This is a genomic window from Streptomyces lonarensis (assembly GCF_012033735.1).
Taxonomy (GTDB): domain Bacteria; phylum Actinomycetota; class Actinomycetes; order Streptomycetales; family Streptomycetaceae; genus Streptomyces; species Streptomyces lonarensis.
In genome coordinates, this window is the sequence record NZ_JAAVJD010000016.1 from 1 (window position 1) to 15569 (window position 15569).

12 protein-coding genes are annotated in these 15569 nt (G+C 73.3%); 8 read left to right on the forward strand and 4 right to left on the reverse strand.

The annotated features are described in order from the left end of the window. The first annotated feature begins 299 nt into the window (after window positions 1–299). From HCN56_RS04200 to era, 6 genes are all read left to right on the forward strand, one after another. Window positions 300–1379, forward strand: coding sequence for a PhoH family protein (locus tag HCN56_RS04200; RefSeq protein WP_167968104.1), 1080 nt, complete (start codon window positions 300–302; stop codon window positions 1377–1379). Between the two features lie 15 nt (window positions 1380–1394). Continuing rightward, entirely contained in the window at window positions 1395–1889 is a 495-nt protein-coding gene (ybeY, locus tag HCN56_RS04205; protein ID WP_167968105.1) for an rRNA maturation RNase YbeY, read from the forward strand. Window positions 1890–2073: 184 nt separating this feature from the next. Beyond that, the gene (locus HCN56_RS04210) at window positions 2074–3456 is read left to right on the forward strand and encodes a hemolysin family protein (protein WP_167968106.1); all 1383 of its coding nucleotides are present in this window, start codon (window positions 2074–2076) and stop codon (window positions 3454–3456) included. Window positions 3457–4038: 582 nt separating this feature from the next. Further along, a complete protein-coding gene (locus HCN56_RS04215; protein ID WP_167968107.1) occupies window positions 4039–4758 on the forward strand; it encodes a hypothetical protein in 720 nt (239 codons plus the stop codon). Window positions 4759–5205: 447 nt separating this feature from the next. Then, window positions 5206–5553: a cytidine deaminase-like protein gene (locus tag HCN56_RS04220; RefSeq protein ID WP_209312339.1), complete on the forward strand. Its 348-nt coding sequence runs from the start codon at window positions 5206–5208 to the stop codon at window positions 5551–5553. Between the two features lie 559 nt (window positions 5554–6112). Then, entirely contained in the window at window positions 6113–7066 is a 954-nt protein-coding gene (gene era, locus HCN56_RS04225) for a GTPase Era (protein ID WP_376770842.1), read from the forward strand. A gap of 372 nt (window positions 7067–7438) precedes the next feature. On the opposite strand, the gene HCN56_RS26145 is transcribed toward era, so the two are convergent. The 3 genes from HCN56_RS26145 to HCN56_RS04245 all read right to left on the reverse strand — a co-directional run bounded on the left by HCN56_RS26145 (window position 7439) and on the right by HCN56_RS04245 (window position 12427). Then, on the reverse strand, window positions 7439–8491 hold the full coding sequence (locus HCN56_RS26145; RefSeq protein ID WP_312871041.1) for a ribonuclease Z: 1053 nt from the start codon (window positions 8489–8491) through the stop codon (window positions 7439–7441). A gap of 12 nt (window positions 8492–8503) precedes the next feature. Then, on the reverse strand, window positions 8504–8863 hold the full coding sequence (locus HCN56_RS04240; RefSeq protein ID WP_167968109.1) for a histidine triad nucleotide-binding protein: 360 nt from the start codon (window positions 8861–8863) through the stop codon (window positions 8504–8506). A gap of 258 nt (window positions 8864–9121) precedes the next feature. Continuing rightward, complete coding sequence (locus HCN56_RS04245) at window positions 9122–12427, reverse strand: S41 family peptidase (RefSeq protein ID WP_167968110.1); 3306 nt, start codon at window positions 12425–12427, stop codon at window positions 9122–9124. A 184-nt stretch (window positions 12428–12611) separates the two neighbouring features. On the opposite strand from HCN56_RS04245, the gene HCN56_RS04250 reads away from it, so the two are divergent. Together HCN56_RS04250 and HCN56_RS04255 are read left to right on the forward strand one after the other, a co-directional pair. After that, window positions 12612–14282, forward strand: a complete 1671-nt coding sequence (locus HCN56_RS04250) for a sodium-dependent transporter (RefSeq protein WP_167968111.1) — start codon at window positions 12612–12614, stop codon at window positions 14280–14282. Further along, complete coding sequence (locus HCN56_RS04255) at window positions 14282–14416, forward strand: methionine/alanine import family NSS transporter small subunit (protein WP_167968112.1); 135 nt, start codon at window positions 14282–14284, stop codon at window positions 14414–14416. Before HCN56_RS04250 ends, HCN56_RS04255 begins: the two co-directional genes overlap by 1 nt. 348 nt (window positions 14417–14764) lie before the next feature. Here HCN56_RS04255 and HCN56_RS04260 read toward each other — a convergent pair whose 3' ends face one another. Beyond that, window positions 14765–15508 carry a 16S rRNA (uracil(1498)-N(3))-methyltransferase gene (locus tag HCN56_RS04260; RefSeq protein ID WP_167968113.1) on the reverse strand — a complete coding sequence of 248 codons (744 nt, stop codon included), beginning with the start codon at window positions 15506–15508 and terminating at the stop codon, window positions 14765–14767. Between the last annotated feature and the right edge of the window lie 61 nt (window positions 15509–15569).

Sequence of the window (15569 nt, forward strand, 5' to 3'; positions counted from 1 at the left end):
GCCGTCAGCACGTCCTCCACGGCGCCGGCCCGCCGCCGGGCCGCCCCCACCCTCGGGTTCCGCTCCCGCGGCTGACCGGCCCCCGGCCCGCGCCGCGACCGTTCCCACCGCAGCGTCCGCCGCCCGCCTCCCCTGTCCCCGGCGGAGCGGCGGGTGAGCGGGCTCACCCGCCGCTCCCCGCCCGTCCCACGGAATCCGGCGCTATATTCCGATGGAACCGGCGCCGGGGCGTCGTAGTCTGGAGTCCAGTACCGGACACGACAGCGGAGAGGGATGACGAGGGCCGTCCGAGGCCGCCCATGACGCAAACATCCACACACCAGAACGCGGGGACCGACGGCAAGGCCACCGCTCGTTTCCAGGTGCCGGCGAAGCACCCGATGGTCACCGTTCTCGGCTCGGGCGACGCCCTGCTGCGCGTCATCGAGGCGGCCTTCCCGCGCACCGACATCCACGTACGCGGCAACGAGGTCCGCGCCACCGGCGACGCCGACGAGGTGGCGCTCGTCCAGCAGCTCTTCGACGAGATGATGCTGGTCCTGCGCACCGGCCAGCCCATGACGGAGGACGCCGTGGAGCGATCCATCGCGATGCTCCGCAGCGGCGAGGACGGCGGCAGCGAATCCCCGGCCGAGGTGCTCACCCAGAACATCCTCTCCAGCCGCGGCCGCACCATCCGCCCCAAGACGCTCAACCAGAAGCGCTACGTCGACGCCATCGACAGGCACACCGTGGTCTTCGGTATCGGCCCCGCCGGCACCGGCAAGACCTACCTGGCCATGGCCAAGGCCGTGCAGGCGCTGCAGGCGAAGCAGGTCAACCGCATCATCCTCACCCGCCCGGCCGTCGAGGCCGGCGAGCGGCTGGGCTTCCTGCCGGGGACCCTCTACGAGAAGATCGACCCGTACCTGCGGCCGCTGTACGACGCGCTCCACGACATGCTCGACCCGGACTCGATCCCCCGCCTGATGGCGGCCGGCACGATCGAGGTCGCCCCGCTCGCCTACATGCGCGGCCGGACCCTCAACGACGCCTTCATCATTCTCGACGAGGCCCAGAACACCAACCCCGAGCAGATGAAGATGTTCCTCACCCGCCTCGGGTTCGAGTCCAAGATCGTCATCACCGGTGACGTCACCCAGGTCGACCTGCCCGGCGGTACCAGGAGCGGCCTGCGACAGGTGCAGGACATCCTCGCCGACGTCCAGGACGTCCACTTCTCCCGGCTCGACAGCAGCGACGTGGTCCGCCACAAGCTCGTCGGCAGGATCGTGGACGCCTACGAGCGGTACGACGACCGCGAGGCGGCGACCGACGACAGGCGCGGCGGACGCGGCGGACGCCACGGCACCGACCGCGGCACTGGGCACGGAAAGTAGCTGAGCACCCCCACCATGGCCATCGAGGTCAACAACGAGTCCGGGATCGACATCGACGAGCGGGCGGTGCTCGACATCGCCCGCTACGCGCTCACCCGGATGCGCATCCACCCCCTGTCGGAACTGGCCGTCGTCGCGATCGACGCCGACGCCATGGAGCAGCTCCACCTCCAGTGGATGGACCTGCCCGGACCCACCGACGTGATGTCCTTCCCCATGGACGAGCTGCGGCCCGGCCGTGAGGACGAGGAGCCGCCCCAGGGCCTCCTCGGCGACATCGTGCTCTGCCCGGAGGTCGCCCGGCAGCAGGGCGCGGACGCGCCCACCGACCACTCCATGGACGAGGAGCTGCAACTGCTCACCGTCCACGGGGTCCTTCACCTCCTCGGGTACGACCACGAGGAGCCCGCCGAGAAGGCGGAGATGTTCGGCCTCCAGCAGGCCATCGTGGACGGCTGGCGCACGGAGCGGGGCCTCACCGGCCCCTCCCCGGCGCCGACCGTGACATGAGCGTCCTACCGAGGCGTGGCCCCGCCCAGCGGCGCGGCCACGCCTTGACCACCAGCCGGCGCACCCGCCCCAGGCGGCCCGTCCCCGACGGGTCGTCCCTTCGGCATGCCCCGAGACCGACCGGAGTTGACCAACCCACCATGACGCGACGACATCCCCACCCGAGTGTGCGAGTGCCGCTGCGATGACCACCTCTCTTCTGCTCGCCGTCGTCGGACTGGTCCTACTGGCCTGGCTGGCGTCCTGCGCCGAGGCCGGGCTCGCCCGCATCACCGCCTACCGCGCCGAGGAAGCCGTCCTGAACGGCCGCCGCGGCGCCGCCCTGCTGACCACGGTCGCCGCCGACCCGGTCCGCTACCTCAACCTGGCGCTGCTGCTGCGCGTCGCGGCCGAGAGCGCCGCGGCGGTCCTCGTCGCCTACACCTGCCTGGCGTACTTCGACAGCACCTGGCAGGCGCTGGCCGTCGCCTTCGCCGTGATGCTGCTCGTCTCCTTCGTCGCCGTCGGTGTCTCCCCCCGCACCATCGGCCGACAGCACCCGGTCAACACGACCACCGCCGCCGCCTACGTCCTGGTGCCGCTGGCACGGGTCCTCGGCCCGCTGACCCAGCTGCTGATCCTGCTGGGGAACGCCCTCACCCCGGGCAAGGGGTTCCGCAAGGGCCCGTTCGCCTCGGAGGCGGAGCTGCGCGCCATGGTCGACCTGGCCGAACGGCACCAGCTCATCGAGGACGACGAGCGCCGCATGGTCCACTCGGTCTTCGAGCTGGGCGACACCATGGTCCGCGAGGTCATGGTGCCCCGCACCGACCTGGTGTCGATCAGCCGCGAGAAGACCATCCGGCAGTCGCTGACGCTGGCGCTGCGCTCCGGCTTCTCCCGCATCCCGGTCACGGGGGAGAGCGACGACGACATCGTCGGCATCGTCTACCTCAAGGACCTCGCCGGCCGTGTCCACACCAGCCGCACCGCCGAGTCGGAGCTGGTGGAGGCGGCCATGCGTCCCGCGACCTTCGTGCCGGACACGAAGAACGCCGGTGACCTGCTGCGGGAGATGCAGCGGGACCACTCCCACGTCGCCGTCGTCATCGACGAGTACGGCGGCACCGCGGGCCTCATCACCATCGAGGACATCCTGGAGGAGATCGTCGGCGAGATCACCGACGAGTACGACCGGGAGCTGCCGCCCGTCGAGGAACTGGGCGAGGGCCGCTACCGGGTCACCGCCCGCCTGGACCTGGGCGACCTCGGCGAGCTCTTCGACATCACCCTGCACGACGAGGACGTCGAGACCGTCGGCGGCCTGCTCGCCAAGGAGCTCGGCCGGGTGCCGATCCCCGGCGCCACCGTCGAGGCACCGCTCGCGGAGGGCCCCGCCGACCAGGGGCTGCGGGCGCTGCGGTTGACGGCCGAGTCCCAGGCGGGCCGGCGGAACAAGATCATCACCATTCTGGTGGAGCCGCTGCTCCGGCCGCCGGCCGACACCGGGGACCCGGCGTCGGAGCACGGCCAGGACCGCCCGCGCGAGCACACCCCGCGTGCGGCGGACCACTCCGCCACCGACTGATCCGGCCCCCGCTCGGGCCCCGGGCACCGGGCCCCTGACCGCCGACACCGGCGTCAGGGGCCCGGTGCCTTTCGTGTCCCCCGCCCCCGTCGGGCCCCGGTCAGGGCGCCGCCGTCAGGGCCACGCCCGGTCAGGGCAGCGCCGGGTCAGGACACCGCCGGGTCAGGACACCGCCGGGTCAGGACACCGCCGGGTCAGGGCAGCGCCGGGTCAGGACACCGCCGTCACCGGTCGCTGCCCGGTGGTGTCCTTGCCCCTGCACCGCGGCAGCGGCGCACGGGCGAGCTGCCTGCTCCCGAGGAGCTCCGCGCGACACCGACCGGTGCCGGGCCCGCCTTGTCGCTGCGCGCCTCTCCCCCACGCTCGGCAGGCACGGGACGCCGCCGCCCGCTGTCCCCGGTTCTGGTTCCGGGGTCGGAGCAGAGAACCCGGATCGCCCCTCCGGGCCGTTTCCGCAGGTCCGTACGGCATCCGGCCCCCACGGCAGGCCCGCGCCCCACACCGCTCACGTCGACACGGCCTCCCGCGGAAGCGGTGGCGTTCCAAGTGGCGGGCCGGGGTGAGCAATGGTCCGATAGGGGGATGCGATGGCAACTGCGAGTAGTGATGGGCGCGGCCGGGGCGGCACTGCTGCTGCCGGGCGCCGGCGCCAGCGCCTCAGCGGAGTCGCTGGACGAGGAGCAGCTGCGAACTGCACTGCTGGACCACATGGACTTTCCCGAGGACTGGGCCCGCGACAGCGCGCAGGCGGAGGCCCAGCGAGGCATCGGCGTGCCGGCGCCGCAGGAGGCCAACTGCAAGGCTCTGTTCGACGGTGGCACGGACACAGCTGCCTCCACCGCGTTCGCCCGATCCTTCTCGGGCCCCTTCGTTCGGACCACGGCAGCAGCACACGGCGGGGAGGGTGCGGCGGAGGCCGCGCTGGAGGACTACCGGCGCACGGCCGAGGCGTGCAACTCGTTCGCCATCGTCGAAGGCGAGGGCCACGGACCGACCGAGATCAACGTGACCTACAACGGCGGCGGGGCGGAGGAGCCCTCCCTCAACGACTCGGCCGCCGACGAGGTCGCCGCCGTCCGCTTCCAGCGGGAGCCGGAGAGCGCCGAGGCACCGGAAGTGGTCGCGGAGGCCGCCATGGTCCGGGTCGGTGAGCACACCGTGCTGGTGGCGCAGGTCGGCAGGGACGACGCCGGCACCGGCGACCTCCAGCCGATGCTGGAACGGGCCGTCGAGAAGCTGCACGCGGTACAGGAGGGGCGCACTCCCGAGCCGCCCGAGGATCTCGACGGCACCGACCTCTGACCGCTCGCGGGACGGACCTGGGCCGCCCGGGCCCCCTGTGGTCGGCATCCCCGTGGGGGTGCCGACTCTCTCGACCGAACTCGGTCCACCCCGTTACCGTCCCGGGCCCGACGGCCCACGGGCGCGGCGCGCCCGCCCCGAGCCCCCCAGCTCCACGACACCGCAGGCCCCTACCCCCTCGGCCACGGCCATCCCTCGCTCACCTTGCACCGACGCCCGACACCGCGCAGCACACTCCCGACCTCCGCCCACCACGGTCCTGGCGTGCCCCGGTACAGGGCCCCGCCAGGGGGCCCGGAGTGCGACAGGGGCTGCAGCGCCCCGCCACCACGGAGCACGTCCCGCCCGCGAGGTACCCCGGGGCCGGCCCGAAGCAGCCCCGCGCCGCCGGACGGCCCGCCCCGCAGCCCCGATCGCCGGGGAGAACGGACGTCGTAAGCTCTGCGCATGAGCGACGCCGTGGACTCCGAGGACCGCAAGATCATCACCCTGGCGCGGAGCACCCGCGCACGGAATCGCGTTGCCGAGGGGGCGGCGGTCCGCGACGACATGGGCCGCACCTACGTCGCGGGCACCGTGAACCTGGACTCGCTCCGGCTGAGTGCCCTGCGGACCGCCGTGGCGATGGCCGTGGCCAGCGGGGCGACCTCGCTGGAGGCCGCGGCCGTCGTCTCGGAGGCCCCGGAGCTCCCGGCGGAGGACCTCGCCGCGGTGAAGGACCTCGGTGGACCGAGCACCCCCGTCCTGCTCGCAGGGGCGGACGGCGAGCTGCGCACCACTCGCCCCGCCGGCTGAGCCACTTCTGGCCGCCCCACCCGGCCTGGGGCGGCACCCGCCGCACCCCCGCTCTCGCCTGCGCTTCCCACGCCACTACCGGAACGGCGCCGACCACGCAGGAAGGGCGAGGCAACGAACCCGGCCGGCAGCGTGCCACCGTCGGGCTGAGGCTGTCCCTGGGCCCGGTGATGGCCGGCCGCCGGGGTGGACACCGGCCCTCACACCGGCCCCACGGCTGCCGCGCGGCAGGGTCGGCCGAGGTGGACGCTGCACGCTCCGCGACGGCCCCGTGGTCGCCCTCATCGAGGCCGCGGCCCCACGCGACCGCGGGTGCCCCCGGCCGGCGCGCCGGGTGACCGGATGAGCGCAGCGAAGGGCGTACCTGCCGGCTGCCGGCGGGCCCCGGCCTCCGGTTCGGTACGCGCTGCGCCGTGCACCGAACCGAATCGTTCGCCTGCGCACCGAGCGGCCCCGGCCGCCGACCGCCGACCGCCGACCGCCGACCGCCCTGGCATCACGCTCCTCCCGCTGCCCGCCCGCCCCGCCGCCGTCGGACCTCGGTTGTGGATCGGGGACAATGGCGCACATGAGTGCTCCCTCCCCCGCCGCCCCCGAGACCCCGCACCGCTCGGGGTTCGCCTGCTTCGTCGGCCGCCCCAACGCGGGTAAGTCGACCCTGACCAACGCGCTGGTGGGGACGAAGGTCGCGATCACCTCCAACCGTCCGCAGACCACCCGGCACACCGTGCGAGGCATCGTCCACCGCCCGGACGCACAGCTGATCCTGGTGGACACCCCCGGTCTCCACAAGCCGCGCACGCTGCTCGGTGAGCGGCTGAACGACGTCGTCCGCACCACCTGGGCAGAGGTCGACGTGATCGGGTTCTGCCTGCCGGCGGACCAGAAGCTCGGCCCGGGCGACAAGTTCATCGCCAAGGAACTCGCCTCCATCAAGCGCACCCCCAAGGTCGCCATCGTCACCAAGACCGACCTGGTGGACCCGCAGACGCTGGCCGAACAGTTGATCGCCGTGGACCGCCTCGGCCAGGAGCTCGGGATCGAGTGGGCTCAGATCGTTCCCGTCTCGGCCGTGGGCGACAAGCAGCTGTCGCTGCTGGCCGACCTCCTGGTCCCGCTGCTGCCCGAAGGCCCCCTCCTCTACCCGGAGGGCGATCTGACGGACGAGCCCGAGCAGGTCATGGTCGCCGAGCTGATCCGCGAGGCCGCCCTCGAAGGGGTCCGGGACGAGTTGCCGCACTCCATCGCCGTGGTGGTCGAGGAGATGCTCCCGAGAGAGGGGCGCCCGGCGGACCGCCCCCTGCTGGACATCCACGCGAACCTGTTCATCGAGCGGTCCAGTCAGAAGGGCATCGTCATCGGCCCGAAGGGCCGCAGGCTCAAGGAGGTCGGCACCACATCCCGCCGACACATCGAGGCGCTGCTCGGCACCCCGGTCTTCCTGGACCTGCATGTCAAGATCGCCAAGGACTGGCAGCGCGACCCCAAGCAGCTGCGCCGACTCGGATTCTGACCCGGCGGCGACCGGAGGAGCGGCGCCTCACCCGTTCCGCTCGGCTGAGCCGTGCTGCCCCGGCAGCCGGCTCAGCCGACGGTGCCCCTCTCCCCGGAGCCGTGCCCGGCGCGTCCCGAACCGGTCACTATGCGGTCCCGGTCCGACCACCCGGGCACAGCGTCGCCCCGGAAGCTCCCGCTTCCCGCCCGTTGGCGGTCCGCGTCGTTGGCGAGGCACCCTAGGGTGCCTCGCCGGCCCGCCGTCCCTCTCACTTCGCACCACCGCCCCACCGCACACACCCACTGCCGCACGTCTCACTGCCACACCCACCACATCGCAACACAGAGAGTAATCATGGCTACCCTCTGTGGTCAAGTGCTGGTAGTGTCGTCACCGGCGAGGAGGCAGCGCGACCCGGTCCAGGTCGCGTGCGATGGTGAGCCGGCCCGTGAATCCCGCGTCACGGGCCTGCCTGCCGAACTGGGTGGCGTCGGGATAGCGCTGGCTGAAGTGGGTCAGAACGAGGTGCCGTACGCCGGCCGACGCGGCGACCCTGCCCGCTTGGCCCGCGGTCAGGTGGCCGTGCTCCCGGGCGAGGGTGGCGTCCTCGTCGAGGAAGGTCGATTCGATGACGACCATGTCGCACCCGTCGGCCAGAGCGTGGACTCCCTCGCAGAGGCGGGTGTCCATCACGAAGGCGAAGCTCTGTCCGGGACGCCGCTCGCTCACGTCCCGCAGGTCGACGCCCCGCAGCGTGCCCTCGCGTTGCAACCGTCCGACGTCGGGGCCGCTGATCCCGGCAGCCGCGAGCCGTTCCGGAAGCATACGTACACCGGCCGGCTCGTCGATCCGGTAACCGACGGCGTCGACCGGATGCGACAACCGGGCGGCGCTGAGGACGAAGCCGTCCCCCGCCACCGACCATGCGGGACGCGCGCGGCTCCCGGGGCTCGGCTGCTCCGCCGCGCCCGGCTGCCCGGCCACCGGCCGCGGCCCCCCGGGCAGCTCACCGTCTGCCACGGTGGCTTCTCCGGTGGGCCCCCCGGCCTCCGCTCCCGGCGGGTCCACGGCGGGAGCGATGTCGACGGGCCGCTCGGCGATCCGCACCGTGCTGCGGTACGCGGTGGACCGGCGGAGCCGGTCGTAGAAGCGCTGACCCGAGGCCGGGTAGTGCGCTGTCACCGGATGCGGCACTCGATCGAGGTTGATCCGTTGGATGACTCCGGCCAGGCCCAGCGAGTGGTCGCCGTGGAAGTGGGTGACGCACAACCGGGTCAGGTCGTGTGCGCTGACACCCGCAAGCAGCATCTGACGCTGCGTTCCCTCACCCGGGTCGAAGAGCAGACCCTCTCGGTCCCACCGCAGGAAGTAGCCGTTGTGGTTGCGATGACGGGTCGGGACCTGGCTGGCCGTGCCGAGGACAACGAGCTCACGCGCTGACACGGTGCCGCCGCCTCAGCCGGGGGGCCAGTTCAAGCCGCGCCCGGCGAGCACGTGGGCGTGCGCATGGAAGACCGTCTGCCCGGCGCCCGCACCGGTGTTGAAAACGATGCGGTAGCCGCTCTCCACCGCGCCCTCCTGCTCGGCGACGCGGCCGGCAGCGCGCACGACGTCGGCCGCCACCGTGGGCTCGGCGTCGGTCAGGGCCGCGGCGTCGGCATAGTGAGCCCGGGGAATGACCAGCACGTGCGTGGGCGCCTGCGGGTTGATGTCGCGAAAGGCGAGGGTCGTCTCCGTCTCGTGCACCACCGTCGCGGGCACGTCACCGGCGACGATCTTGCAGAACAGGCAGTCCGCCTGGGGTTCTCCAGCCATGGACGGATCGTACCCGCACACCCCCGCTCGCTCTGGCCCCGCGCGCCGCCCCCGACCGGCGCGCGGGACGAGCGGGAACAGCGCGCCGGGCGACGCGGGTTGCGCAGTGACGGCGCGCATCGCCTCGACTCCCCCGGTCCGCGCGCCGCCCGCCCGCCACGCCCCTCCGCACTCCGGCGCCCGGTGAACTGCCGTAGGCACTGGGGACCGGGGCCGCGTCGGGGTGGTGCGTCGCCCGCACCACCCTCGACGCGGTGCTCACCCGATCCGGGGCGGCGCGGGCGGCGTCATGGTGCCGACGCGCTCCAGCTGGTCGAGCACGGTGCTCAGGGCCTCATCGAGCTGCGGGTCCCGGCCCGCGACCCAGTCCTGCGGGGAGACGGGAACCTCGACGTCGGGGTCGACACCGTAGTTCTCCACCTCCCAACCGGGGCCGTCCAGCCAGATCGCGTACTTGGGCTGAGTGGTGTGGGTGCCGTCGACGAGTGAGTAGCGTCCGTCGATGCCGACGACGCCACCCCAGGTGCGGGTCCCGATGACGGGGCCCAGCCCCAACTGCTTGAACGACGAGGTGACGATGTCCCCGTCGGAGCCCGAGAACTCGTCGCAGAGCGCGACCATCGGCCCCCGCGGGGCCTCGGCGGGGAAGGTGACCGGCCGGGCACCGCGGATGACGTCCCATCCGATGACGCGGCGGGACAGCTTCTCGATGATCAGCTGGGAGGTGTGGCCTCCGCGGTTCTCGCGGACGTCCACGACGAGGCCGTCGCGGTTGATCTCTGTCCGGAGGTCGCGGTGGAGCTGGGCCCAGCCCGCGCCGGTCATGTCGGGGACGTGCAGGTAGCCCAGGCGGCCGCCGGACCTGCGGTGCACCTCCTCGCGGCGGGACCGCACCAGGTCCTGGTAGCGCAGTGCCTCCTCGCTCCGCACCGGCACCACGACGACCTGTCGGCGCGGCCCGCCGTCGGCGGGCTCCACCGTCAGCTCGACGGCCTGGTCGGCGGTCCCCGCGAGCAGCGGGGCCACACCGGCCACCGGATCCACGGGGCGGCCGTCCACCGCCACGAGCGCGTCCCCCGCGCGGACCGCGACCCCGGGGGCCGTCAGCGGGGACCGGGCGTGCGGGTCCGAGCTCTCCGACGGCAGGACCCGGTCGACGCGCCACGCGCCGTCGTCGTGGCGGGAGATGTCGGCGCCGAGCAGTCCCTGGCGCCGCGACGCCGGGGTGTGGCGGCCCGCCGGAATGATGTAGGCGTGGGAGGTGTACAGCTCGCCGACGACCTCCCACAGCAGGTCGGTGAGGTCGTCGTGGGTGCCGACGGCCTCCACCAGGGGGCGGTACTCGGCGAGGACCGCGTCCCAGTCGACCCCGCCCATGTCCTCGCGCCAGAAGTTGTCGCGCATCAGACGGCCGCATTCGTCGAACATCTGCCGCCACTCCGCGGCGGGGTCGACGGTGACACGGACGCGGCCGAGGTCGATCCGCTGGTTGCGGTCGTCGTCGCCGTCGAGCTTGTCCGCGTCGGCGTCGGCGGGCACCGCCCGCAGCTTGCCGCCCGCCCGCAGCACCACCTGGCGGCCGTCGCCGGTCACCTCGTAGTCCTCCGCGCGCTCCGTGAGGGTGCCGGCCCGGCGCCGCGAGAGGTCGTAGCGCCGCAGTCTGGTCTCCGGGGTGTCCTCGGCGCCGGTGCCGAGGACACCGGAGACGGGGTGCTCCAACCACAGCACCCCGGTGGCGGAGGCGCGGAGCTGCGAGCAGGTGGCCGCGTCCACCGGGAACGGCACGACCCGGTCGGCGAGCCCCTCCAGATCGACACGGGTGGCGGGCGGGGCGTTCCGCGGCTTCGGGGCGTCGGGGCCCTCGGCGGCGTCCGCGTGCTCCGCAGCGGGCGCGTCCCCGTCCTGCGGGGTGTCCGACGTGGTCGCGGCCTGCTCCGCGCCGTCGTCGTCGGCCCCGTTGGGGCGGCCGTGGCGCTGGGGGCCGAAGGGCGACAGCGCGTCGGCGGCCAGCGTGAGCAGGTGGGGTCGGCCACCGGCGGAGAACCCGAGGTCGAAGACGTGCGCGTCGTAGACCGGGTCGAAGGTGCGCTCGGAGAGGAAGGCCAGGTGCTTGCCGTCGCGGGTGAAGGCGGGTGAGAAGTCCTTGAAGCGGGCGGGGGTCGCCTCGTGAACGGTTCGCTGCGTGAGGTCGGCCAGCTTGAGCTGCCGGAGCGGCTGCACAGCGGGGTGCGACCAGGCGAGCCAGCGCGAGTCCGGTGAGAAGGCGAGGCCGTCGACGTCGCCGTTGTCGGAGCGGTCGAGCTCGGTGATCTCGCCCTCCGCGAGGTCCACCAGCAGCAGGCGGCCGTCGTGCGAGGCCACGGCGGCCGTGGCCCCGTCGGGCGAGACGCGGAGTTCGAGCACCCGGCCGAGGCCGCCGGACGCCAGAAGGCGCGGCCCCGCGTCGTCGGGGTCGGGCGCGGCCGGCGCCAGCGCGAGCGCGTCGTCGCCCTCGGCGTCGGTGACCCACAGCACCTGGTCGGTGTCGTCGGCGCGGAAGGCCTGGGGCAGTCGTGCGCGGACCCCCGGTTCGGCGGCGAGGGCCCGGACGGGGCCGTCGCGGTGGGTGACCCAGTGGACCGTGCCGCGCGTCTCCACGGCCGTCGCGCGACCGGTGTGGTCGGGGGCGAACCCCCCGAGGTTCTGCGCGGCGCTGACCGGCCGCGGCTGCCGGTCGGTCCGCGGGCCCGCGAAGCGGAAGTCGGGCCGGGCCGGTGCCGCGCCGGCGAGGTCCGCAAGAATCCACAGTTCGCCCCTGCGTGCGTAGACCACGCGGCGGCCGTCGGTAGCGGCCTGCCGTGCGTAGCCGCCGTCGAGCGGCGTGTGACGCCGCAGGTCGGAGCCGTCCGGGAGGGAGGAGTAGACGGCGCCGGTGCCCTCATGGTCGGAGAGGAAGGCGATGCGGTCGCCGACCCGCATCGGGCATTCCAGGTTGCCGTCGAGGTCGGCGTGGACGCGGCTGAACTCACCGTCACCGTCCGCGTCGATCCACAGCTTGCCTGCGGTACCGCCGCGGTACCGCTTCCAGCGGGCGGCGTCCCTGCCGCGGCTCTGACCCGCCGAGACGAGCAGGGTCGAGCCATCGGGCCCGGGCGCGACCCCGCCGGTCTGGCCGTAGGGCAGCAGCCGGGCCGGGGAGCCGTCGATGGGGACGGCGTGCGCCCACGGCCGCAGGACGGAGGGGCGGCCGTGCGCGGTGAGCGCGAGGATCTCGTCGGGGGCGCCGTCCGCGCCAGGCAGCCAGTCGACGACCCGTGTGGCCGGGTTGCCCCAGTACGTGAGGCGGCGGGAGGGCCCGCCGTCCACCGAGGCCACGTGAACCTCGGGCTCACCGTCCCGGGTGGACGTCCACGCCACCCGGGCTCCGTCGGGCGAGATCCGGGGATTGGCGGCCGGCACCCGGTCCGCGCTGATCCGCCACGCGCGGCCGCCGTCGAGAGGAGCGGCCCAGACGTCGTCCTCGGCGACAAAAGTGATCACGTCGCCCCGCAGGTGGGGGTGGCGAAGGTAGGAAGGTGAGTTCATCCCACCGACCCTATGAGCGCGACACGCCGGAACCAAGGGGCTTCCGGTGATCCGACTGGACGTTCGGTTCATCATGCGGAAGGACGGAGGATTCGCGCCGGTGCGCTGTTAGCGTGCGCGGGTCGCGCGGCGAGGGCGTCGCCGCGCGTCTGCTCATCGGAAGAACCATGAAGGGTCTGGTGTCATGTCCACACAGCCCCGGGAGCAGTGGAGCACCCGCGCGGGCTTCCTGTTCGCCGCGATCGGGTCGGCCGTCGGCCTGGGGAACATCTGGCGTTTCCCGGCCGTCGCCTACGAGGCGGGCGGCGGCGCGTTCCTGCTGCCGTACCTCATCGCGCTGCTGACTGCGGGCATCCCGCTGCTGATCCTGGAGTACACGATCGGCCGCCGGTACCGCGCCTCGGCGCCCGGGTCGTTCCGCCGCATGTGGCGCCCGGCCGAGGCATTGGGTTGGTGGCAGGTGGCCATCTGCTTCGTCATCGCCGCCTACTACGCGGTCATCCTGGCCTGGGCGGTCCGCTACGTCGGCTTCTCCGTCAACCTCAGCTGGGGAGACGACCCGGACGGGTACTTCTTCAACGACTTCCTGCGGGTCGGTGACGAGCCCGGCGCCATCACCTCGTTCGTCCCCGGCGTCGCATGGACGCTGCTGGCTGTCTGGCTGGTGACGCTCGTCGTCCTCTGGCTCGGGGTGCGGCGCGGGATCGAGTGGTGCAACCGCATCTTCATCCCACTGCTCATCGTCTTCTTCCTCGTCCTGGTGGCCCGGGCCCTGACCCTGGAGGGCGCACTCGACGGGCTCGACGCCTTCTTCCGGCCCGACTGGAGCGCGCTCACCGACAGCAGCGTGTGGATCGCCGCCTACGGTCAGATCTTCTTCTCCCTCTCCGTCGGCTTCGGCGTCATGATCACCTACGCCTCCTACCTGAAGCGGAAGGTCGACCTCTCCGGATCGGCGCTCGCCGTCAGCTTCTCCAACTGCTCGTTCGAGCTGCTCGCCGGGATCGGGGTCTTCGCCGTCCTCGGCTTCATGGCGGCACAGTCCGGCGTTCCCGTGGACGAGGTGGTCAGCGAGGGCATCGGGCTCGCCTTCGTGGCGTTCCCGCAGATCGTCTCCCAGATGCCGGCCGGCGCCTTCTTCGGCGTGCTGTTCTTCGCCTCCCTGGTGGCAGCAGGCCTGACCTCGCTCATCAGCATCGTGCAGGTCATCGTCTCCGCGGTGCAGGAGCACACCGGCATCAGCCGCACCCGCGCGGTGCTGATCATCGGCGGCGCGCTCGCCGTCACCTCCACCGGCCTGTTCGCCACCGACGGCGGCCTCTACCTCCTCGACGCGGCCGACCACTTCATCAACAGCTACGGCGTCACCCTGGCCGCGCTGGCCGTGCTGATCATCGTCTCCTGGTACCTGCGGAAGCTGCCGCAGCAGCAGGCCGAGGCGGACAGCAGCTCCAGCGTGCGGCTCGGCGTCTGGTGGCGGCTGTGCCTCGGCGTCATCACCCCGGCTGTGCTCGGCTGGATGATGGTGGACAGCCTCATCGGCGAGTTCCAGGAGAACTACGGCGACTTCCCCACCTCGTTCCTGCTGTGGGCCGGATGGGGAGTCGCCGCCGGTGCGCTGCTCGTCGGCGTCGTGATGTCGCTGCTTCCCTGGCGGCGGGACGACCCGCATGCCCCGGAGAACGAGCCGGTGCCCGCCACCGCCGCGGGCGGGGCAGCGGGCGCCACCGGCGCCACTCCCCCCGGGACGGGCGCCCGGCCCGTCGAACCCGGCACGACCGGGGCGCCCCCCGCACCGGGCCCGGGACGCGAGCCCGGTGCCGACGACGACGGCACCACGGAAGGAAGCCGCTGATGTCCACCAGCGCCATCGTCATGATGGTCGTCTCGATGACCCTGCTCTGGGGCGGCATGATCGCCGCCATGATCAACGTGCACCGCCGGCCCGACATGCAGCGCGAGTCCGCCGAGGAGACCTCCCGGGAGTGACGGGCCGTGCCGCGACACCGCGTCCCGGCACGACGCACACCCCCACATCGGCCGGTGATGCCCGGTGCCCGACCGGGCGCCGGGCATCACGCGCGAGAAGCGACGTGGCGGACTCCACCGGCACGGCAGCGCACGGAGCAGCGGAAGAGCGGCGGGGCCGACGAACCGTGCCCTCGGTGCAGCAGACGGCCGGCCACGGAGAACAGCACTCCCGACAGCCGGCCGACACCCCCGCGCCCCGAGGTGGACACCTCCCGCCAGCCGCGTACCGTTCGCGCACCCGACGCACGCGACGGCCACAGACAAACCGCAGGTAAGCGCAGGCGCAGCAGCGGGCTCAGCAGTGGCTCAGCCCCAGCGCCCCGTGCGGGCCAGCAGCACCGCCGCGGCCGCGGTCCCCGCGGTGGAGGTACGCAGCACGCTGCGGCCCAACCGCCTCGGCACGGCACCCGCAGCGGCCAGCTCTGCCAGCTCCTCCGGCGCGACACCCCCTTCGGGGCCGACGACGACCAGGATCCGCCCGGTGCCGGGCAGTTCGGTGGTGGCGAGCGGCAGGTCGCCCTCCTCGTGCAGCACCACAGCGAGATCGGCCGCTGCCACCAGGGCGGCCAGCTGCCGTGTCGTCACCGGATCGGTGATCTCCGGGAACCGCAGCCGTCGCGCCTGCTTCCCGGCCTCCCGTGCGGTGGAACGCCACTTCGCCAACGCCTTCGCGCCGCGCTCCTCCCGCCAGCGGGTCACGCAGCGGGCCGCGGCCCACGGGACGACGGCGTCGACCCCGGTCTCCGTCATGGTCTCGACCGCGACCTCGCCCCGGTCACCCTTGGGCAGCGCCTGGACCACGGTGAGCCACGGCTCGGGCAGCGGCTCCCTCAACGGTTCCACCACCTCGGCCAGCAACCGGTCCTTGCCCACGGTCTCGACGACCGTCGCCGACGCCCCCGCGCCCGCCCCGTCCGTGAGGGTCAGCGCCTCACCGGGGCGCAACCGCTTCACCGACACCGCATGACGCCCCTCCGGGCCGTCGAGCGTCAGGCGGGCTCCGGCGGCCGCCTCGGCGGCGTTGGGATGGAGGAACACCGGGGCCGTCATGAGCGGAAGGAACTCCGTGGGTGGGTGGGATGGACCGGACGTGCCGGGCCGCGCGAACCGG

Excerpts from the sequence above, each read along its gene's own strand:
- HCN56_RS04215 (WP_167968107.1), top strand. The coding sequence starts at position 4,039 with ATGCGATGGCAACTGCGAGTAGTGATGGGCGCGGCCGGGGCGGCACTG.
- HCN56_RS04220 (WP_209312339.1), top strand. The coding sequence starts at position 5,206 with ATGAGCGACGCCGTGGACTCCGAGGACCGCAAGATCATCACCCTGGCG.
- HCN56_RS04240 (WP_167968109.1), bottom strand. The coding sequence starts at position 8,863 with ATGGCTGGAGAACCCCAGGCGGACTGCCTGTTCTGCAAGATCGTCGCC.
- ybeY (WP_167968105.1), top strand. The coding sequence starts at position 1,395 with ATGGCCATCGAGGTCAACAACGAGTCCGGGATCGACATCGACGAGCGG.
- HCN56_RS04200 (WP_167968104.1), top strand. The coding sequence starts at position 300 with ATGACGCAAACATCCACACACCAGAACGCGGGGACCGACGGCAAGGCC.
- HCN56_RS04210 (WP_167968106.1), top strand. The coding sequence starts at position 2,074 with ATGACCACCTCTCTTCTGCTCGCCGTCGTCGGACTGGTCCTACTGGCC.
- HCN56_RS04245 (WP_167968110.1), bottom strand. The coding sequence starts at position 12,427 with ATGAACTCACCTTCCTACCTTCGCCACCCCCACCTGCGGGGCGACGTG.
- HCN56_RS04250 (WP_167968111.1), top strand. The coding sequence starts at position 12,612 with ATGTCCACACAGCCCCGGGAGCAGTGGAGCACCCGCGCGGGCTTCCTG.
- HCN56_RS04255 (WP_167968112.1), top strand. The coding sequence starts at position 14,282 with ATGTCCACCAGCGCCATCGTCATGATGGTCGTCTCGATGACCCTGCTC.
- HCN56_RS04260 (WP_167968113.1), bottom strand. The coding sequence starts at position 15,508 with ATGACGGCCCCGGTGTTCCTCCATCCCAACGCCGCCGAGGCGGCCGCC.
- era (WP_376770842.1), top strand. The coding sequence starts at position 6,113 with ATGGCGCACATGAGTGCTCCCTCCCCCGCCGCCCCCGAGACCCCGCAC.